Source organism: Limnoglobus roseus (assembly GCF_008254045.1).
GTDB lineage: Bacteria > Planctomycetota > Planctomycetia > Gemmatales > Gemmataceae > Limnoglobus > Limnoglobus roseus.
The window spans coordinates 5,106,766-5,126,145 of record NZ_CP042425.1; the positions used below are offsets into that span (position 1 = coordinate 5,106,766).

Here is a 19,380-nt window from a genome sequence, read left to right on the forward strand (position 1 = left end):
GGGGCTGGGCGAACGAGCCGACCGGGAGAAACGAATGACGACCCTGGAATTTCAAAACGTGGATGAGGTGCGGCGGTACGTGTTGCAGGGCCTCTGGCTCGGCCGCGTCACCCGGCCGGAGGCGGCGCGGGTGGGGCCGCTCTTGGCGTGGCTGATGGAACTGGCGGCCGCGGGCGAACCGCTCCCGCCGCCCGGCTTCGTCGCCGACCTCGGGCAGATTGCTTTCGGCATCGACCCGTCGGCCGCGGCGAAAGAACACCCGGTCCTTCCCAACTGGCCGACGGCACTGGGCCGCAATTACGAGGATCACGTTCTCGGCAAAGTCTACGCCGACTGGACGTTCGAACGGGCGGCCGACGCTCTTCGACGGTACGAGGGCAAGGACCGCGCAAGGGGGCTGGCGTTCGTCGTCAAGCAGTTCCGCGAGCGGGCCGGCGTCGGCGGCGTGGACCTTTCCCCGGCCATCGTCCGCACGATGTTAAGCACGAAACCGGACGACCTGTTGAGTGAAGGGTACGAAAGTTTCACCCGCGACGGCCCGCACCCGTTCCTGGTCCGACAGTACGAGGAACTGATTTCCGCCGTCCGCCGGATGGCCGAGGTGCTCGCCCCGGAAGACGTCATCGCACTCGAACAGCGGACGGCCATCGCCGACATGACCCGCTTCGTCGCCCACCGGCAAATCCTCACCCTCACGGCCGAGATCGAATCGAAACTGCCGAGCCGCCCCGTCCGCCCGCTGGTCGGCCGCAAGGAAGTGCCGACGCGCGTCCTCGACGAGGACCAGTACCCCGTCGGCGGCTACACGTCGATCTCCAACCGCGGCAGCGTCGAGAGCCTGTTGCACTCGCAGTTGGCGTTCATGGAGAAGGACGAGTCGCCCGACCTGTTCGACATGAAGTTCGTCCGCGACGAACTCTTCTACTACTCGCGGGACGAGAACCAGTTCCTCCGCCGCCGGCGGGCGTTCGCCTTCGTGCTGACGGCCGACTTGATCGCGGCCCGCTTCAAGGACGCGGAACTGCCGGCCCAGCGGATCATGCTGGCTTCCGCGACGATCCTCGCGCTGGTCCGCAAACTCAGCGAATGGCTCAGCACCGACGCGCTGCACTTCGAATTGCTCTTCGTGGGCGACGAAGGAAAGCAACCCCTCGCCGAAGAGGCGGAACTGTTTCGGATTCTGCTGCGCGAGCGCATCGCGAACAAAACCGCCGCCGTCGAAGTCGTTGAGAGTCTGGCCGCGGTCGGCACACACTGCTCGCACCTCTCGCGGAAGGCCCAAGTCCAAATCCTGCAACTGACGGCCGACGTGCCGATGGCGGAACCGGACGGAACTGTGCTGACCGCGCTCGTGATCGACACGGCCCGGCCGCGGTTGCTCGACGGCATCGGCCGTGCCGTGCCGCTCGAAGCCGAGGACGCCGCCGAAGCCTGGGGCCGGGTCGTGCGGAAGGTGCTGGAGTTGTGGGTGTAGGGATCGCGTGAGTTACAAGACGAGCATCGCGTCGCCGTAGCTGTAGAAGCGGTACTCTTCCCGGATCGCTTCCTCGTAGGCTCGCTGCAATAATTCGCTTCCCGCTAAGGCTTGCACGAGTAGCAACAGCGTCGTCCGCGGCAGGTGGAAGTTCGTCAGCAGCCCGTCGAGAACGCGGAAGGCGAACGGCGGGTGGATGAAGATGTTCGTCTCACCGATGAACGCCTGCAACTCGCCCGGGAGGGCCGCGCTTTCGAGCGTTCGGGCGGTGGTCGTTCCCACCGCGATCACCCGGCCGCCGGCCGCTTTCGTCTGCCGGATGGCTTCCACGGTGGTCGCCGGCACCTCACACCATTCGGAGTGCATTTCGTGCTGCGTCGGGTCGTCGCTCTTGATCGGTGCGAACGTGCCGAGGCCGACGTGCAGGGTCACGCTCGCTCGCCCAACGCCGGCTTGCGAGAGCGCGGCGAAGAGTTCCGGTGTGAAGTGTAAGCCCGCCGTCGGAGCCGCGACCGAACCCGCGGCCCGCGCATACACCGTCTGATACCGCTCCGCGTCCGGTTCGCCGGCGCGACCCTTGCGGATGTATGGCGGCAGGGGAATCTGCCCGAACTTCTGAAGCAGTTCCAGTGCCGACCCGGTCGCGTCCGGCCGCATGAGCCAGTGCTTGTCCGACGTGCGGCCGATGAGTGTGAGTGATAGCCCGGTGTCGGTGACGATCCGCTCGCCCAGCTTCGGGTAGCCGCGCGTCTTGGCCATCAACTCCCACTCGCCATCGCGGTCGCGCAGGAACAAGCCTTCCCACTTCCCGCCGGTGTTCGCCCGCTCCCCGATCAGCCGGGCCGGAAGAACGCGGGTGTCGTTCAGAACCAACCGATCTCCCGCCCGCAACAACTGTGGCAGATCACGGACGTGGCGATGCTCCAACGCTTGTGTGCCCCGCCGCACGACCAGCAACCGCGCATCGTCACGGCGGGCCGTCGGTTCTTGCGCGATCAGGCGTTCAGGCAGGTCATAGTCGAAGAACAATGGGTGCATGAAAATGATGAAGGCCCACCCGTTGCGACGGGTGGGCCTTCACCTCCGCGGTGGGTGTTACTTGAAGTTCTTCAGGAACTCGTCGAACGCCTTCTTGTTCTTCTCGACCGTCTTGTCGCCGCCGATCAGGGTCATGTAGTACTGGCCGTCCTTCGTCTCGAAGATCACGTAAATCTGGCGGAAGCCTTCCTTCTTCGTCACCTTCGAATTCGGGTCGAACGGCGCGGCCTTGAAGAGGAACGTGCCCTTCACGTCCTGGTAGGTGGCCTTGAGGGTGCCGACCTTGAAGTCCTTGTCGATCGCCTCTTCGACCTTGTCCTTACCCGCGGCCGGTTCGAACTTCGCGGTCTGCCGCTTCAGGTTCGCGTCCAGTGCCCCCGCGCCGCCGCCCTTGAAGAAGAAGATGGCCAGTTCCGCGTCGGCCGCGTCGCCGTCGGCCTTCGGTAACTTGAACTGCGTCAGTCGCATCGAGTTCGACGGGGCTTCTTCCTTCCAGTCGGCCGGCGTGGTGGACTTCATCCCCGCCAGTTCGACGGTCGTGCCCTTGCCGTCTGCGGCGGGTGCGAAGCCGGCGACGGCCAGCAGGAACAGAAATGCGGCAAACCTGCGCATCAGCGGATCTCCTGAGAGTGGGATTCAACCCGGATGATTATAGGCCCCGCGTGACTTCCAGCCGGGTCAGCCACCCGCGAATCGTCGATTCCCGCGCGGCTGCGGCCACCTCCGCTTCGTCGGCGATCACTTGTCGGAACCGCACCGTGCCGCCCGGCCGCAGTTGGGCGAGGCGGTCGAGGTCGGCCCGGATAACGTGCGCGATCTTCGGGTAGCCGCCGATGGTCTGGCCGTCCACGCCGAGGACGATCGGCTGGCCGTCGTTGGTGATCTGCACCGCCCCCGGCGCGACCGGCTCGGAGATCAACTCGCCGGGCCGCCGCTCCAACTTCGGCCCGCGCAGCCGCACGCCCATGCGGTTGCTCGCCGGCAGGACTTCGTACTCGGCCTGGAAGAACTGTTTCGCTGTCAGGAACCAGTCGAACTGAGGCCCCGGCACGATGCGGAGGACGCCCACCAGATCGCCCTCCACCGGCAGCGACGAGAACGGCAACGACCGTGCCCGCACCCTCGATTCGGCGCACGCGAGCACGGCGTCGGTGGAAATCGGTTCGAGTGCCGAGGCACTGTTGAGGACGGGCGGCCCCGCGAAGCCGCCGGCCACGCAGAGGTAGCCACGAACGCCGCCAGGCGTGCCGCCGATCTTCAACACGTCGCCGGGTTCGAGCGTGAAGGTGGTCCCCGGCTCGACGCGGGCCTTGTTCGCGACGGCGGCAAAGAACGGCGAGCCGAAGATCACGCACGCCGTCCGCTGTTCCGCCCGCAGCGTTGGGCCGGTCATTGTCAGTTCGAGGGCCAGCGCGTCCGGCGGGTTGCCGACCAACCCGTTACCGAGGGCGAGCGCGGCCCGGTCCGCCGCCCCACCGACGGGCACGCCGAGGTGCCGCGATGCCGGCCGACCGGTATCGACGAGCAGCGAGTACAGACCGGGTTCGAGGACCGTCAGCGGCATGGCAGAATCTTAGAGGAAGGAGATGGCCGTCACGCCCATGAATATTGGGAGCAGGACCAACGCGGCGTACACCATGTACCCGAAGAACGAGGGCATCTTATAACCGCTCTCCTCGGCGATCGCCTTGATCATGAAGTTCGGGCCGTTGCCGATGTACGTGTTCGCCCCCATGAACACCGCCCCGCAACTGATCGCGGTGAGGACGCTCGGCGTCGCCGTCATCAGGTCCGGGAAGCCGTTCACGTTGGCGACGACGGTGGCGAGCTCGCCCATCGTGATGTACGTCGGGGCGTTGTCCAGGCCGCTCGACAGGAGGCCGGTGATCCAGAAGAACTGCCACGGTTCGGTGACGCCGAGGCCGGCTCCGTGCTTGTGCAAGAGCGCGAGGGCCGGGACCATCGCGACGAAAATGCCCGCAAACAGCACGGCCACTTCGAGGATCGGCCCCCAGGCGAACTTGTTCATCTCGCGGTGATCCCGCGGCGTCTTCCACAAGGAAACGAGTAGCAGGGCGACCATCGCCAGTTCGCAGGCCGGGAAGACCGGCATGTACTTCTTCGCCAGCACGGCCGCTATCACGCCGAGCAAGAGCGGGCCGTTCAGCCGCAGGCCGTGAACCTTCAACCGCTGAATCTGCTTCTCGTCCCGGCGGATGTCGCCGGCCTTCTCGGCCCGGTAGGCGATCTTGTCCCAGACGAGGAACGTCAGCAGCAGCAGGCCGTTGGCGAACAGCCATTGCGGCCAGAGGCGGAGCGTCCAGAAGAAGTCCACGCCCTTGAGGAAGCCGAGGAACAGTGGCGGGTCGCCGAGCGGCGTCAGCAGGCCGCCGCAGTTGGAGACGATGAAGATGAAGAAGATTGGCAGGTGCCGCGTGTTCTTCCGCTCGCAGTTCGTCCGCAGCACGGGACGGATGAGGACCATGCTTGCCCCGGTCGTGCCGATGAGGCTTGCGAGGACGGCCCCGGTCGCCAGGAATGCGGTGTTGACCACTGGCCGGGCTGCGATGTCGCCGGTCACGACAATCCCGCCGGCGATCACGTACAACGCCCCAAGCAGGATGATGAACGACACGTACTCTTCGACCGCGTGTAGGAGGTGCCCCGTCCCGTTCGGTTGCGTCAGCAAGAAGATCGCCACGGGCAGGCCGACGGCCGCGGCGACGATGAGCTTGTTCCGGTTCGGGTGCCACCAGTGCCCGGCCGCCAGCGGGAGAATCGCGATCAGGGCGAGCAACAGGGCGAACGGCCCCGCCGCCGCCGCCGGCACATCCAGCGGTCCCAAAGCTTCGGCGAGTAGCAACACGACCTCTCTTCACGCGGGCGGACGACGGCGAAACCACTCCTTCCGTTTGACAAACCTCCCGCCACCGCGAATAGTGAACGCATTGTCATATCCGCAGGATTGCCCCATGTCACCGTTCACGCTCCGCGAAATGCCGCTCGACCAACTCGTGCCGGCCCCGTACAACCCGCGGCGGCCGCTGACCGCGACGGCGTACCGGAAACTGCGGCTCAGCGTCACCGAGTTCGGCCTCGTCGAACCGCTCATCTGGAACGAGCGCACCGGCTACGTCGTCGGCGGCCACGCGCGGCTGCGGATTCTGCGCGAACTCGGCTACGCGACCGTGCCGGTGTCCGTCGTGAACCTGACCGACGAGCGCGAGCGGGCGTTGAACGTCGTCCTCAACAACCAGGAAGCCCAGGGTCGCTACGACCCCGCAAAGTTGTTGGACCTGCTGGAAGGACTGCAAGACGTGCGCGACCTCACCGGGTTCGATGAGGCCACGATGCGGACGTTGAAACTGTTGCCGATGGAGGAACCACCGACCGAAGCAGTTGGCGATCAAGTCGAGTTGACGCTCGTGATCGACGCGAGCCGGTTCGACGAAGTCTCGTTGCGGGTCGATGAGTTGGTTCGGGAATTCGATCTCGTGACGCACGTTCGCCGGAAGTAGTCACGGCCCACGTTTCAGCCAGCCGACCTCGCGGAACCAGCCGAGCATTTCCCGCAGACTCTCTCGCACCGGCCGCGGCTTCAGCCCCAACTCGTTCAGGCTCCGGCTCGCGTCGAACGTCATCGTGCGTTGCGTGAGTTTCACCCCGGTCACGCTCGCCGCGGGCATCGTGCCGGTGAACACGTCGGCCACAAACTCGCTCACATAGGCGGCCACCAAGGCGACGGGGTAGGGGACGGCCCACTTCGGCCGCGGCAAGCCGCACTCGTCGGCGAGCAAGTCGAAGACGCGCTTCACCGACCAGTTTTCGGCCCCGAGAAGGTATCGCTTCCCTGGCTGGCCGTGGTTCATCGCCAGGGCCATCCCGCGGGCCACGTCGCGCACGTCGATCAGGTTCAAGTCGGCTTCGAGGTACGCCGACCGCTTCCCGCGGCAACAGTCGAGGACCATCTGCGTCGGCGGTGACAGCCCGGTGTCACCTGGGCCGATGGGGAGCGTCGGGTTGACGATCACGACCGGCTTCCCCTCGTTCGCCAATCGCCGGGCGTACCGCTCGGCAAAAAACTTCGACCGGCAGTACGGCCCGATCACGTCGTCGAGCGAAACTTCCTGATCCTCGGCAATCGCCGCCGTTTGCGTCGCCCGCGTGAGGATGCTTTCCGTGCTGCAATGCAAAACCCGCTCCGCTCCGGCGGCGAGGGCTTCATCGAGGACGTTCACGGTGCCGAGGTAGTTGACCTGCCGGAAGTGTCCGCGGCGGCGGGTCCAGAGTTGTGGGTTGGCGGCGAGGTGGTAGACCCGTCGTGCCCCGCACATCGCGTTGCGAATGGCCGTCCGGTCGCGGATGTCGGCGAAGACGACTTCCACGTCCGGTTGGTGTGTCACCGACACGCCCGGCTTCTCGACGACGCGGACCGACTCGCCGCGGGCGGTGAGGAACTGCACGAGGTGCCGGCCGATGAACCCGCCGCCGCCGGTGACGATCGTCTTCATGCCGCCTTCCGCGTGTACAGGTCGAGCGTCTTCTGACCGCTCACCGCGGCGAACGTGCGGCGGATTTGTTCGAACCCTTCCGCGAGAAGGAAGCCCGACTTTCGGCCGTGACTCTTCATCCCGAGAATGTAGTAGCCCGGCTCGCTCGTTGCGAATTGGCCGGCCGGTTCGCTCACGCGAAGCTCCTGGCAGATGGTCAGGTCGGCCCGGTAGCCGACGTTCGCGATCACGCGATCCACTTCCCAACTCATCGGCTTGCCGAGGACTTTCCCCGCGACGCGGAAGCCCTTGTCCGGGCCGTGCGAGATCAACTCCTCGACGTGCGTCTGGGGGTGGTACTCCAGATTGCCGTCACACCGGCAGGCGAGGTTGTTCGCCTTCGCAGCCAACTTGTCTCGCTCCTTCCACGGGTCGCTCGGCACGCGGGGTAGGGGGCCGCCACCTCGGTCGGCGTGCGTTAGCCAAATCACCCACGTCGATTGCTGTTCTTCCGCCAACGCCGCCAGGTTCACCATCGTCGTCGCCGCCGAATAGCCGCCGCCGATGAGGATGATACTCTTGCCCGCGTAGTGCGGCTTCTTCGAGGCGAGCACGTCGTCGACCCAGTACGACACCTGGGGCCGCGAGGCGATTTCGCCGGCCGCAGGAATACCCGCGTCGCCGGCCCAGTTCGGCCGCGGGTAGTTGCCGGTGCAATCGAGGATCACGTCGGCGGTGTCGAACCGCTCCTGGCCCTGCGCCGTCCTTACCAGCAAGCGGAACGGCGGCAACGGCTTCCCGGTGTCGGCGGCGTCGGTCTTCCGCCAGCCGGTCCGCCCGATGGTCAGAACGGTGGTTTGCAGTTGCAAACAGTCCTTCAGGCGGGGGGACTCCGCGAGCGGGAGTAGGTAGCTTTCCCGCCACTCGCGGCCGGTGACGCCGGCGCGATCGCCGGGGAACTCGCGCTTCGGATTCTCGCGAAGCAGCGTCTCCAGTCCGAGTGTCGTGCAGTTCTGGCCGAACGGCGTGAACATCGCGACGTGGCCCCATCGATTGACCTGTTCGGCCGGCTGGCCGGACTCATAGACCGTCACCGGGTAGTCGAGAGCGCGGGCGTACAGTGCTGCCTCCAGGCCAATCGGGCCGGCACCGAGGATCGCGATTCGCGGTTGGACGGTGGGCTTGGGCATCGCACTCTCCGAGGCAGGAACGCCGGAGAGTGTACCGGGAAATGGCCGAGAAGTGCAAGGCGTGGCCGGGTTACGGCAGTGGGACGTTCTTGAACGAGAACTCGACCTCGCGGGGCAGGGTCACCCACTCGAGCAGGACGAGTTTGCTCGGCTGGCCGATTTTCTTGCCGGTGGGCGGGGAGAACGTGACCGTCATGCTGGCCGAACCCGTGCCCTGGTTCTGGTTCGCAATGCCGTTTGGCGTGTATTTTTCGCCGTCCGCGTCCGTGACTTCAAGCCGCTGGTACACGGAGTTGGCCCAGGCGTAATCGTCGTTCGTCGGTTGGAGGTGTTTGGCCGTCAGCGTCACCGAGAAGCCCGCCGCCGTCGGCTCGCTGACCGACTCGATGAAAAGTTCGGTCGTCCGGCTCACGAACGTCTTCTTCTTCACTCCGAGCAGTTTTTCGACCGTCACCTCGGGCCGGGTCGACGCCAGCAGCGTGACCTGCACCTTCCCGCGGAGTTCCTTGATGACCGTCGCATCGCGGCCCGGCTTTGAGAGGTTCAGGGAGAGGTACTGGTTGTTCGCCCGGTAACTCGGCGACTGGTAATAGCTGGTCCGTTGCGCCGCCTCGTCGGTCGAAACGAGGCTCGTCCCGGTGTCGTCCACGGCTTTCGTGACGACGGCCGGCTGCGAGCCGAGCATCGGGTTTTTCGGCTCCGAAAAGAGCATGACGTTCAGGTTGAGAGAGTTCTGCTGCTGGACCGGCAACCCCTTTCGCGGCAGCCCCGACAGTTGCACGCTGCGGCTCAGGGTGATGTTCGTGGCGAGGAACCGGAACGGCCCCGCGTGGCTGATGTGCGGGTCGAATGTATCATTCGGGTAGACGGTGACCGGGATGGTGCCCGAGCCGTTGTCGTAGATTTGCGTACTCATCCCGCTGGCGATGCAGACCTCGTCGAGGGCTTCCCAGAACGGCGTATTCTTCCAATTCACGGTCAACTTCTGCTTCTCGTCGCTCGGCCCGCCATCGATCATGTACCCGGTCGCGCCGCCGATCGTCCGCAGCAAGTCGGAGATCGTTTTCGTCCCCTGGAAGCTCACGACCTGCGGCTGGAGGAGTTCGTCCCGTTCGAGTTTCGCGATCATCACTTCCAGGCGGCGCTCGATCTCCGGATTCTCGGTCGTGGCCGCGGCCCTTTTCATCACCGGCCGGGCCATCTTACCCAGGGCGACGAGTTCGCGCTGGGCTTTTTCCCGCTCGCGGTAATCCGCCGCCCCGAGTTGCTCAATCAGGGCCAGGGCTTTCCGTTCCGACGGTGTCGGTCCGGCCGATTTGAGCGGATTCTCGGCCGATGCCGGCAGGCCACTGATGGCGAAAGCGGCGCAAGCCGCAGAGGCGAACCGTCGGAACATTGGGCCACTCGTTCGAACCGGAATTCATTCAAGTTGAATCCCGCCATTTAGAGGGTACTCGGCCGAGAATGGCTTCACAAGGGGGCGGATAGGCAAGGTATTGCTGAATCCGAATCGATTTGTTAAAGTTGCGCGGTCGCATGGACGACCCGATAGGGAGGGGACGATTCCCTCCCGCCGGGATCGAGCGAGGAACTGCGCATGGCCATTGGGACTGGGGAAAGCGATTGGCGGATTTCCGAGGTCGCGGTCGCGGGCCGGTACCGCTTCGGCATCGCGTGCGGCGATGAGGCCACCCCGGAAACCGACCCGGTCGCGTACAGCTACCGCGTCGGCAGCCTCGACCACCTCGCAACGCTCAACGAACTCTCACTCGCCGTCCTCAAACCGGGGCAACGGGTGTTAGACCTCGGCGCGCACCTCGGCGGGTTCTCGCTGTTGGCCGCGGCCGTGGGGTGCGAGGTGTTAGCTGTGGAGGCGTCCGCCCGGAACGCCAACTTGCTGCGGAAGTCTGCCGAACACGGCCACTTCCGGAAATTGGAAATCGTCCAGGCCGCAGTGAGTGACCGCCGCGGGACGCTCCAGTTCACGTCCGACGGCCCCTACGGGCACGTCTCGACGGCGGCCGACGAGGAAGACGATTTCACAGACGATGACATCACGACCGTGGCCGCCGTGACCGTCGACGACTTGCTCACCGAGCGCAACTGGCAGGCGACCGACTTCGTGAAACTCGACGTGGAAGGGAGTGAGGTCCGGGCCGTTGTTGGCATGAATCGGTTGCTCGCCCGCGCCAACGGCCCCATCGTCTTCTTCGAATCGAACGTCCACACGCTCGGCTTCTACAACGAGACGCACGGCCGCCTCAAGTCCGCGTTCCACCGTCACGGTTACACGGTTTACGCCGTGAAGCCGGGCCGCCTCGAACTGTGGCGCAACGGGGACGACCAAGAGGAAACGGTGATGGACTTCCTGGCGGTGCGGAAACTGCCGCCGGAACTGGAATCGTGGTTACCACCGGCCCCGCCGTCGTTGCTCACCCGCGTCCGTCAGAAAATCTCCCGAATGGCCCATCGGACTCGATAGGTCACGCGACGTGTCGGACGACCACGACCGTCCGGTCGTCGGTCGGTCGGCCGTTCGTGAAGGCATCGAGGTCCGAGAGGATTCGCGAGAGCATTGCCTCGGCATTCGCCGCCGGCGCGGCAAGGCAGTTGTCCAGTCGCTCGACGCCGAACACGTCGCCATCACGGTTGATCGTTTCCGTCACCCCGTCGGTGAAGAACACCACCTGATCGCCAGGGCCGAAGCGGATCGTCTGCTCCGGGTACATCGTGCCGGGCGGGTTGATGCCCAGCGGCAGGCGCTGCACGCGGTTCAATGGCACCAGTAAGTCATCCTCGGCCCGCAGAACCCGCGGCGGGACGTGCCCCGCGCTGGCATAGGTCAGCGTGTGGTTCGCCGGGTCGAAGACGGCCGCGAACGCCGTGATGAAACTGCCCGAGTGCCGATTGTACCGATCGACGAGATTCGTGTTCAAGTGCGTCAGGAACGCCCCCGGCCGCCCCGGCTTCGCCGTCGCCGCGTGCGCGATGCTGTGCGTGATGGCCATCAACACGGCCGCCGGCGTGCCGTGGCCGCTCACGTCCGCGATCAGCACCCCGAGTGTGCCGTCGGGTTGCGGGAAGAAGTCGTAGTAGTCGCCGCCCGCCCGGTTCGCGGTGCGGTAATGGACGGCCACTTCCAACCCCGACACCTGCGGAAGTTCGGCCGGCAAGAGCGAGTGTTGCAGTTCCGCGATCTCGCGAATCTCGGCGTCGGTGGCCTCGTAGGCTTTCTTGAGCCGTTGCGACAACACGAGCGTCTGGGCCGCCCGGCCGAACAGGTTCGTCATCCAGACGAGTTCGGGGACTTGCTCCGGGGCGAAGGCGTTCGGCTCGTCGCGCGTCAGGACGACTGTGTAAAGCACCGTCCCGTGTTCGAAGACGGGGATCGCCAACAGCGACCGCTGCCCTTCCAGGAAGCCCGCCGCCGGGTCGTTGTCCGCGACCACGAGGTCGTCGATCAACCGCGGCTCGTCGGCGTACAACAACTCCTCGAACAACCCGCCGGTCACGACCGGGAACCGGTCCCAGTGGGCGATCGGGTCGGGCATATCCTTCCACAGGTTGAATCGCGTGACCCGCACGTCCGGCGGTTCGACGCCGCGGCGGGAGAGCGTGAGTTGCCGCGAGGTCGGGAAGAGTTGCCCCATCCGCCAGGCGAAGACGCGGTACATCTCTTGGGGGTCGGAGTACCGACTGAGTTCGCGCATCAGGTCGGAACTGATGGCCAACCGTGCCCGCCAGTTGCGGGTGCGGGTGTCGAAGAAGTCGGGAGCAAGGTTCATCGGTCCGCCTCCGGCGGAGACGAGAAAAGCCCGGCGGCGCCGGCCAAACGGAAATCCCAAGGCTAAGGCCATGACACCCGATCCGCACGCGGAATGCAAGAACGGAATCGGAAATCCTTGGACGGGGCAGAAGTCCCGTCGTGCCCCCTTGTCAAGACCGGCCCCAGGTCTATAGATTTGGGAGTGTCGCACCCGTAGCTCAATTGGATAGAGCGTCGGCCTCCGGAGCCGAAGGTTATAGGTTCAAGTCCTATCGGGTGTACTTAGAAAACAAGGCATTTTTGACTCGCGACGAAACCTCCCGTACCATTGCCCGTACTAAACCCCCACCGGATTCAGCCGGGCGTACTCTCCGGCCAGCGGCTTGATTGCCCGGTTGTAGGCTCTCGCCGCTTCGATCTCGTTCGGGAAACTTCCGACAAAGTAGTGCTGGCCGTTCCACCGAAACGCTACTCGCCAAACCTGTCGCGAGGCGGACCACGACACGCCCTTATACTGCGAAGAACCTTTTCTCGGTCCGCTGTTCTGTTGGTTCTCGGCGTTGCTGGCGATCCGCAGGTTGCTGCGGGAGTTGTTCAGCCCGTTGCCGTCGATGTGGTCGATGAACTCGGATGACTTCGGGGACATAATGAGGCGGTGCATGCGGACGCCGCGTTGCTGGTTCAACTCTGGCTGCCACACGTTCGCCACCACGTAGTGCCTGCCGCTATTGTGCTTCTTTGCCTGCCAGGTGTACTTCGACAGGCCGAGTGTTTCCCAGTCCTCTTCGTCCACCGTTGCCTTGAAGCCGCTTTGAAGTGTGATCTGCACCGGCCGACGCTAGCGCGGGTTCGAACCTCGTGCAAGCACTAATTGACCCCGTCGAAAAGCGTCGGCCCCTTCTGCGGCTTCGGCCACTCGGCAAGACGGTAGCCACGCTTGTCCTTCGGGTTAACCAGCGTCCCATCTTTCGTCAGGTCGGCCAACGCCTTCGCCACCGTCCCGGGGCCGTGGCCCGCTCTGTTATCGCGGAACAGCTTCACGATCTGCTTGCGTGTGAGTGGCTCTCCGGCGGCGCGGATGGCGTCGAGGATGGCCTGCTTGCATCCGGCTCGATGGTGGTCTCTCTTCTCGCCGGCGGCCGTCGGCATTACCGCGGCCGGGTCCCACACCTGGATCATGCACGCGAGGCCGCTGCCCGCCTCCGTCACGCGAACGGAAGTGGGGGAGGCCGTTCGCGCCAGCAGCCGGATCAACTCACGGGCGGCGGACTCGACGAGGGTTCGGGTTTCACTCGGCACGGTCGGTACACTCGCGGAACAAACGGGAACACGGTTTCCGGCCTCCTGCGGTTGGACATCGCACGTTCTGAGTGTACCAATTAGTCGGCGGGTAGTGAACGCCTAAACAGTACCGACACTTCGCCCGGAAGGAAGAGGGTGGTGGCATGGCCGGATTCATCGCGCATCTTGACGCGGACGCCTTTTACGTTTCGGCAGAACGGGTCCGGCACGCCGATCTGGCGAACAAGCCGGTGGGTGTGCTCGGCAACAACGGCGCGTGCGTGATTGCGAAGTCGTACGAGATGAAGGCCAAGGGGGTGAAGACGGGCACGCCGATCTGGGACGCGGCGAAGATGTGCCCCGAGGGCGTGTACGTGAAACGGGACTTTTACTGGTACGAGGTACTGTCGCGGAAGATGCTCGGCATCGTGGGGACGTTCTCGCCGAAACTAGAGTATTATTCGATCGATGAGTTCTTCTTTCACGCCGAGCCGCTGCGGCACGGGCAGCAACTCGCAACCACCGCGACGACGATCCGCGACCACATCCTGGAAGCGACGGGCCTGCCGGTGACCATCGGCATCGCCCGCACGCGGACGCTCGCGAAGCTGTTCAGCGACACCGGCAAGCCGTTCGGGGCAGTAGCCGTGTTGACGCGGGACCACGAGCGTGAACTGCTCGCCAAAATGCCGGTTACAGAAATCTCCGGCATCGGCGGCAAGCGGGCGGACCGCCTCGCCCCCTACGGCATCCGCACCTGTCTCGACCTGGCCGACGCGGACGGCCGGCTGGTAAAGCGGCTGCTCACGAAGACGGGCCACGAGATTTGGATGGAGCTGAACGGTGAGCCGGTCATGCCGATTCGCCCCGAACGGCCGCCGCACCAGGTCCTCGGCCGCGGGGGCAGCCTGATGGGTAATGTCGAAGACCCGAAGGTGCTGTGGGCGTGGTGCGTGCGTCACGTGGAACGGCTGATCGAGGAACTCCGCTACCACAACGTCCGCACGACCACGCTGGCGGTTGAGGTGGGCTGGAAGGATCAGGGATGGACCGGCGGAACGAGCAACAGTCCGACGCCGACGGACCGGATCGACGAACTGCTCGACCTCGCGCGTGCGTCTCTACGGCGGGCCTACGTTACGGGACGGACGGCCACGCACATGCAGGTCAAGGCGACCGAGTTGCGGCGGGGCAAGGGCTTCCAGTTGTCCCTGTTCGACAAGCCGGACCCGAAGAAGGACAAGTTGGCCACGGTGAAGGCGGCGATCAACGAGAAGTACGGACGGTTCAAGGTGAGAACGGCGACGACGCTATACCTGCCCGCCGTCTACCGCGATCCTGCGAACGAGTACGACATCTGCGACGTGCGAGGAAAGGTGTGCTTCTAGCATGCGGGCCATCGCGCTGCCGACGAGCGAACTGCCCGATGAGGTTGTCAAGGAACTGCACGCTCGGGTGTATACGCGGGGGGATCAGAAGGAGGTGCGGTTTGACTGGCGGGCCGTGCCTGCGTTGCTGCCCGTGTGGTGGAACGGCCGGCTGCAAATCGTTCGGTGGGGGAACAGGGACCGGGCGGAGAGAAAGCTGCCGCCGACGGGATGGACGTGGAAGGCCACGGTCGAAAAGGGTCGGTGGGTCGGCATCGAGCCTGAGCCTGTGGAGATTCCGGCGAACTACGTACTCGCGAACGGCGTGTGGTTCCGGGTGCGGGAAGGGCTTCGGGGGCTGATGGTGCGGACACCGTCGGGTGTACCAGCCGTCTTCGTCGTGTGTGAGCCCGCCACGCGGTACTACCGGGTGATGACGCGCGCGGAATGGATGCCCGTGTTAATCAAGGAAATCATCTGACATAAGACACGTGTTACATCAAATTAGAGGTAGGGAGAGGATTCAACCTTTGCTCGCGGGACGCTGAGTTGGAAATCTTTCGCGGGTGATGCGGCTTCGCCCTCGGGTACCGGGGAGGCAGATGTCGCAAGACGGAATCCGGCGGGATCTATCCAGTGGGTTCCAGATTCAGACTGAATTGGGAGCACCCGCCAACGCTCCTGCTCCTCTCCTGTAAAGTCTTCATCCAAATTGACATCGGAGACAATTGATTCGAGTGATTGAGCGACTTGGGTTAATGGCGTCACTTCGGCCTCAGCCCACTTACGAATGGATCGGGGGTCGAGAGCATCTTCTCCCTCTCTCGCCCATTCGCTGCGATAATAAGCTGCAGCAAGGCTTTGGGCTTGGACCCGCGTTGGGACTAGTCCTTTAGACAACAAGTATGCCGCCGCAGGATCTAAAGTTCCCCACGCAACCAACTCCTTTAGCCAGAACACTGACCACGGCAGCCCCGTTCTAACCCAGTCTTCGAGCTGCCAAACAGATTGCCCTTCTCCTTGAGCTTCCGCAGATGCTACACCAATGAAGCTTCCAATTCCCCATGAGAATAGGTAGTAGAAATGATGGCTTACATACTTGAACCAGTCCGCTCGCCGGTCAGGGCCTGGGTCATACGGTTTTTTCTCGGGGTCAAGCCACCAAGCCAAAACGTTCTGCCAATTAACTTTTGAACGCGAGGCTTTTGCAGCAAACTCAAATCGTTTGATCCGCCCTATCAGGCCTACCATCGTTGTCACATACTTAAGGCGGCGGGGCTTGTCCCACTTGGCATAGTCGGTGCCGGGCAAGGCCTCTTCTCGAATGGCCGGATACAAGGCGAGAAGTTCGGACGCGGATCGTGGGGGAAGCCCTGTACGGTAGAGGTTCCGGCGGCGACGGCGATCTGTGTAAACTGTATTCCCAATTGCTAGGCCGCGGCGAAGAAAGATGTCGCGCAGTTGATCAGATGATCCGACATGAGCCGCGAAACTATGTTGCCACAACTTTTTAAGAGCGTCTTCAGCCGTAGTCAACGCGTTGGCCTGTTCTAACTCGACGACGGCAGCGAGTAGCAGCGAATCGAGAGTATCAAGTACGCCCTCTGCCGTGAGAGCGTCTGACGCTGCGCCAATAGACGTAACGTCATCGACAGCCGTGCGCTCCAACCAATCATGAAAAGAAGCTACATCTTGCGACCCGGTAAGATTTGACCACTGGCCATACAAGAAAGTAAGCAACTCAGCGAGCGGACTGACTTTCAAGTTCTCTGAACCGAGTAGGGAAGACTTGGTAACCAGTTCGGCAATGAGTTCGTTGTAACGCTTCCACGTTAGCCAGTTTTCTTTCTCGGGCTTGCGTAGAAGAACAAGTGTTTGCCCCTCTGAACTCACTCCAGGCCTACCGGCTCGACCGGCTAGATTCGCAAACTCCGCCGCGCTCATCTCCTTGCCGCTGCGGAGTAGTGATTGGATTAAAACCACCTCTAGTGGTAGGTTTACACCTTCAGACAGTGTCGAAGTCGCGATGACAAGATTCACCACTCCGTCCGTGACTAGCGCAACGAGAAGCCGCCCGAGTGACGGCGGCATCCCGCCATGATGCATCACGATCCCACGCTCAAGCAGTCGGTACTCGCATGAGTCTTGTCCGAAGATGTCTCCACACGCTAGCCGGGCCCGTTCGAACAATTCGACCATTTCAGCCGTGTTAGGCGGGCGGAAAAAGTCAGGAACTTTTAGGCCAGCCCATGTTTCGGTAAGAAGCTTGAGGCAGTCTTTTGCAAATGTTCCGAGGTTCTGGTTCACCGAGATGAGCACTCCCCGAGACGTGCCATTCCCGTCGCGAGCCAAGTGCATTCCCGCCCACAACAAAGGTGGGCGGAGTGAAACCTCAACACCGCCTTGATCCCAACCGGGTGCTGGTGGGCATTTCGGGATGGTATTCTGGACGTAAGGAGTATCAGTCGAACCCTGAAATTGCAATCGGGCTCGATCCAGCAAGTCGTAATGGATCTCGAAATCACCAGCTTTATTCACGAGAAGCTTGCCGATTAATTGACGAGTGCTGCGATAATCAACCGCGACCGGCTCACCTTCTGGGCGATTCGTCACCCACGATTGCAAAGAACGTTCAATGCCGGTTGCAACAGCCGAGAGTGCAATCACCCGTGCATTGCTTGCGTGAAGAATGCCCAGCAACCTCATGCCGAGAGACTCTAGACGGAAAGCACGGCTGTCGGCTTTGGCCAGCTTTATGTAGTCGCCGTCAAACCGGATTGAGTGAGCTTCGTCCAACACTATCAATGTTACTCGGCCCATAAATTGGGGGCCGAGGAATCGCATTAATGCCTCGCCTTTCTCATAGGTACAGATCAGGACTGCGGGGTCAGGACTCGTCAGCCAGGCGTCGGCAGGCCCCCAATCCGAGCCCCCATAAAGTCCTGTTATTACCACCCGACGCTTTGATAGACGCCGAAAGATACGGGACATTTTCCCTTCTACTTCGGCCGCTAAGGCTTTGCTAGGGACCAAATAAATCGCAATCGGTTCGTGCCCGACTGAAGACAGTGATGCTTCGGCCCGACCGAACACCGACTGAAGGATAGCGAGTTCGGCCACACTTGTTTTCCCAGATCCTGTGGGAGTGCAAAGGGCGAACGAGCCCTCTTTGAGAAGGCGGTTGATCCCCGCTCTTTGAGATGGCCATGCTTGGCAGCGACCGGTTGTATACGCCAAACGCACATACTGTTCGAGTGCGTGCCCTCCGTCAGGCGACAGCGAGCTTTCCCAACCGCGCAGCAGTGTCCGCAGGGAGGACCTGACAAAATCCTTGGCGAACACGGACGTTAGTTTGGCAAGTAGCCAAGAGAGTTGATCTCTGCCTCGGACAAGCATCGCACGCACTGCATCTAATTTATCTATCGCAGCTTCCAACCGGTCATCGTCCCCCCATCGAGCAAAGGCAGTTACGATTCCGAGAGCGGAGACTGTCTCATCAATGACAAGTCGGCTGACCTGAGAAAGGTCCGTATGATCTGGCTCTTCCTCCACCCTTGCGAACATGGTCCAGTAATTGAGAATTTCGGCCTCGACCTCGTGAAACATACCACGCAGGAAGGATCGCAGAATATTCGAGTGACTACCGATTTTAAAGGGGATTTTGATGATTGAATATGCCCGCGCTGGGTAGCCAGCTAATTGATAGGCAGCAGCGCTAAGTAGTAAGTGGGTCGTGTCACTATCTTGATTACCTGATTTGCTTGGCGGAAGCCATTCGAGTAACTCGGCAGCCCGCCTTAAACAATCCCTCGACCCTGCATTTTCATCCTCTCTCAAAGTCAAGCCTGCATCAATCAGGATAACCGCTTCGTCTAATCTAGCTTTCGCCTCTGCGTCTGCCCAAGAAGATAGCCCGGGTTGTCCGGCCCGAACTTGGGTGTGGTGACTGTACAGCCGCGCAATCAAGCGGGACAATTGCTGTCCAGCGTGCTTTTCTCGAATGCCCTCAGCCCATCGAATTGCGGAAGTCGAAGTGCTCATGCCCATCCCTCCGGCGAGTAGATCGCTCGGATGGTTTTGACAACGTTCAGTAGATGTATCTCGACTGACTCTAGTTGCCTGCCGGATGGTTTGTACGAAGGGTGCGGACCCTTTGTGTCCATCCAAGTGGGGTTAAGAGTGGGCGATTTACCACAAGTGTAACAAACCACATCGAATCGCGGAATTATCCCATGCGGGAGCGTTTCTCGATATGTCCGTAGGGCATCGACCCATTTGTCACTATCCGCCTCTCGCGAATCCAACAACATTTCGATAATGCTCAGAACGTCGAGTGGGCCTGGGCCATTAACTTTTTCGTGTGCATCGGCAATCAGACTAGTGTCGTGCTCGGCCGAACACTTCGCTTCACAATACAAAACTCCTGTTATTGCTCCAGAATCATCCCTTCGAAAGGCGAGGCTGTCATCTCCCGTCCGTCCAAACGGCGCACCAATCGGTCCACCCGTCAGCCGCTGGGCCTCAAGCTTCTGAAAAAGACCGACGTGTACACGGAACAAAAATCCAGGAACTTCCCAATCGTTGTGCCCGCACACATCAAACGACTCAGCGACTGCAGACGAGATAACTTCTCCAAAATAACCTTTTAACGTCGTTAGGTCCAGGGCGTGGGGGTAGTTTTTAGCGGGGTCTGAAAATGATTTTTTTCTGCGAAGAGGGTGGAGGCTGCCAGTTGCTAGGCGCCGAAGTCTACGCACCGCGTCCGAGTGTGCCC

The 19,380-nt window shown here is 62.6% G+C and carries 16 protein-coding genes and 1 tRNA gene; 6 read left to right on the forward strand and 11 right to left on the reverse strand.

All coding sequences use genetic code 11. From position 1 onward, the window contains the following. Nucleotides 1–34 precede the first annotated feature (34 nt). Nucleotides 35–1,474 (forward strand): hypothetical protein, encoded by a 1,440-nt coding sequence (locus PX52LOC_RS21285; protein ID WP_149111985.1) that lies wholly within the window; start codon nucleotides 35–37, stop codon nucleotides 1,472–1,474. A 12-nt stretch (nucleotides 1,475–1,486) separates the two neighbouring features. On the opposite strand, the gene queA is transcribed toward PX52LOC_RS21285, so the two are convergent. Genes queA through PX52LOC_RS21305 form a run of 4 tightly spaced genes read right to left on the reverse strand, consistent with a single transcriptional unit; the run spans nucleotide 1,487 to nucleotide 5,378 of the window. Continuing rightward, a complete protein-coding gene (gene queA / locus PX52LOC_RS21290; protein WP_149111986.1) occupies nucleotides 1,487–2,512 on the reverse strand; it encodes a tRNA preQ1(34) S-adenosylmethionine ribosyltransferase-isomerase QueA in 1,026 nt (341 codons plus the stop codon). Nucleotides 2,513–2,569: 57 nt separating this feature from the next. Next, nucleotides 2,570–3,124 carry a hypothetical protein gene (locus PX52LOC_RS21295; protein ID WP_149111987.1) on the reverse strand — a complete coding sequence of 185 codons (555 nt, stop codon included), beginning with the start codon at nucleotides 3,122–3,124 and terminating at the stop codon, nucleotides 2,570–2,572. 37 nt (nucleotides 3,125–3,161) lie between these two features. Continuing rightward, nucleotides 3,162–4,076, reverse strand: coding sequence for a 5-oxoprolinase subunit C family protein (locus PX52LOC_RS21300; RefSeq protein ID WP_149111988.1), 915 nt, complete (start codon nucleotides 4,074–4,076; stop codon nucleotides 3,162–3,164). 9 nt (nucleotides 4,077–4,085) lie between these two features. Then, nucleotides 4,086–5,378, reverse strand: a complete 1,293-nt coding sequence (locus tag PX52LOC_RS21305) for a sodium:proton antiporter (protein ID WP_218575126.1) — start codon at nucleotides 5,376–5,378, stop codon at nucleotides 4,086–4,088. Nucleotides 5,379–5,484: 106 nt separating this feature from the next. Between PX52LOC_RS21305 and PX52LOC_RS21310 the strand changes: the two genes are divergently transcribed. After that, entirely contained in the window at nucleotides 5,485–6,030 is a 546-nt protein-coding gene (locus PX52LOC_RS21310; RefSeq protein ID WP_218575127.1) for a ParB N-terminal domain-containing protein, read from the forward strand. Here the strand turns inward: PX52LOC_RS21310 and PX52LOC_RS21315 are convergent, their stop codons facing one another. The 3 genes from PX52LOC_RS21315 to PX52LOC_RS21325 form a co-directional block, all read right to left on the reverse strand. Continuing rightward, the gene (locus PX52LOC_RS21315; RefSeq protein WP_149111989.1) at nucleotides 6,031–7,023 is read right to left on the reverse strand and encodes an NAD-dependent epimerase/dehydratase family protein; all 993 of its coding nucleotides are present in this window, start codon (nucleotides 7,021–7,023) and stop codon (nucleotides 6,031–6,033) included. It lies immediately after the preceding gene. After that, nucleotides 7,020–8,192 carry an NAD(P)/FAD-dependent oxidoreductase gene (locus tag PX52LOC_RS21320; RefSeq protein WP_149111990.1) on the reverse strand — a complete coding sequence of 391 codons (1,173 nt, stop codon included), beginning with the start codon at nucleotides 8,190–8,192 and terminating at the stop codon, nucleotides 7,020–7,022. The genes PX52LOC_RS21315 and PX52LOC_RS21320 overlap by 4 nt, the downstream gene beginning before the upstream one ends. A gap of 70 nt (nucleotides 8,193–8,262) precedes the next feature. Beyond that, nucleotides 8,263–9,588: a hypothetical protein gene (locus PX52LOC_RS21325; protein WP_149111991.1), complete on the reverse strand. Its 1,326-nt coding sequence runs from the start codon at nucleotides 9,586–9,588 to the stop codon at nucleotides 8,263–8,265. 201 nt (nucleotides 9,589–9,789) lie between these two features. Here PX52LOC_RS21325 and PX52LOC_RS21330 point away from each other — a divergent pair, with 201 nt between their 5' ends. Then, nucleotides 9,790–10,674 carry an FkbM family methyltransferase gene (locus tag PX52LOC_RS21330; protein ID WP_149111992.1) on the forward strand — a complete coding sequence of 295 codons (885 nt, stop codon included), beginning with the start codon at nucleotides 9,790–9,792 and terminating at the stop codon, nucleotides 10,672–10,674. A gap of 1 nt (nucleotide 10,675) precedes the next feature. On the opposite strand, the gene PX52LOC_RS21335 is transcribed toward PX52LOC_RS21330, so the two are convergent. Continuing rightward, a complete protein-coding gene (locus PX52LOC_RS21335) occupies nucleotides 10,676–11,977 on the reverse strand; it encodes a PP2C family protein-serine/threonine phosphatase (protein ID WP_149111993.1) in 1,302 nt (433 codons plus the stop codon). Nucleotides 11,978–12,165: 188 nt separating this feature from the next. Between PX52LOC_RS21335 and PX52LOC_RS21340 the strand changes: the two genes are divergently transcribed. Further along, nucleotides 12,166–12,239 (forward strand) — tRNA-Arg (locus tag PX52LOC_RS21340). 56 nt (nucleotides 12,240–12,295) lie between these two features. Here PX52LOC_RS21340 and PX52LOC_RS21345 read toward each other — a convergent pair. Continuing rightward, nucleotides 12,296–12,751 (reverse strand): HNH endonuclease, encoded by a 456-nt coding sequence (locus tag PX52LOC_RS21345; RefSeq protein ID WP_246173430.1) that lies wholly within the window; start codon nucleotides 12,749–12,751, stop codon nucleotides 12,296–12,298. Nucleotides 12,752–12,825: 74 nt separating this feature from the next. Continuing rightward, the gene (locus tag PX52LOC_RS21350) at nucleotides 12,826–13,257 is read right to left on the reverse strand and encodes a hypothetical protein (protein ID WP_149111994.1); all 432 of its coding nucleotides are present in this window, start codon (nucleotides 13,255–13,257) and stop codon (nucleotides 12,826–12,828) included. A gap of 146 nt (nucleotides 13,258–13,403) precedes the next feature. On the opposite strand from PX52LOC_RS21350, the gene PX52LOC_RS21355 reads away from it, so the two are divergent. After that, entirely contained in the window at nucleotides 13,404–14,627 is a 1,224-nt protein-coding gene (locus PX52LOC_RS21355) for a DNA polymerase Y family protein (RefSeq protein WP_149111995.1), read from the forward strand. A 1-nt stretch (nucleotide 14,628) separates the two neighbouring features. Next, nucleotides 14,629–15,087, forward strand: a complete 459-nt coding sequence (locus tag PX52LOC_RS21360; protein WP_149111996.1) for a hypothetical protein — start codon at nucleotides 14,629–14,631, stop codon at nucleotides 15,085–15,087. A 23-nt stretch (nucleotides 15,088–15,110) separates the two neighbouring features. On the opposite strand, the gene PX52LOC_RS21365 is transcribed toward PX52LOC_RS21360, so the two are convergent. Next, entirely contained in the window at nucleotides 15,111–18,647 is a 3,537-nt protein-coding gene (locus PX52LOC_RS21365; protein ID WP_168219121.1) for a DEAD/DEAH box helicase, read from the reverse strand. Nucleotides 18,648–19,380: the final 733 nt, after the last annotated feature.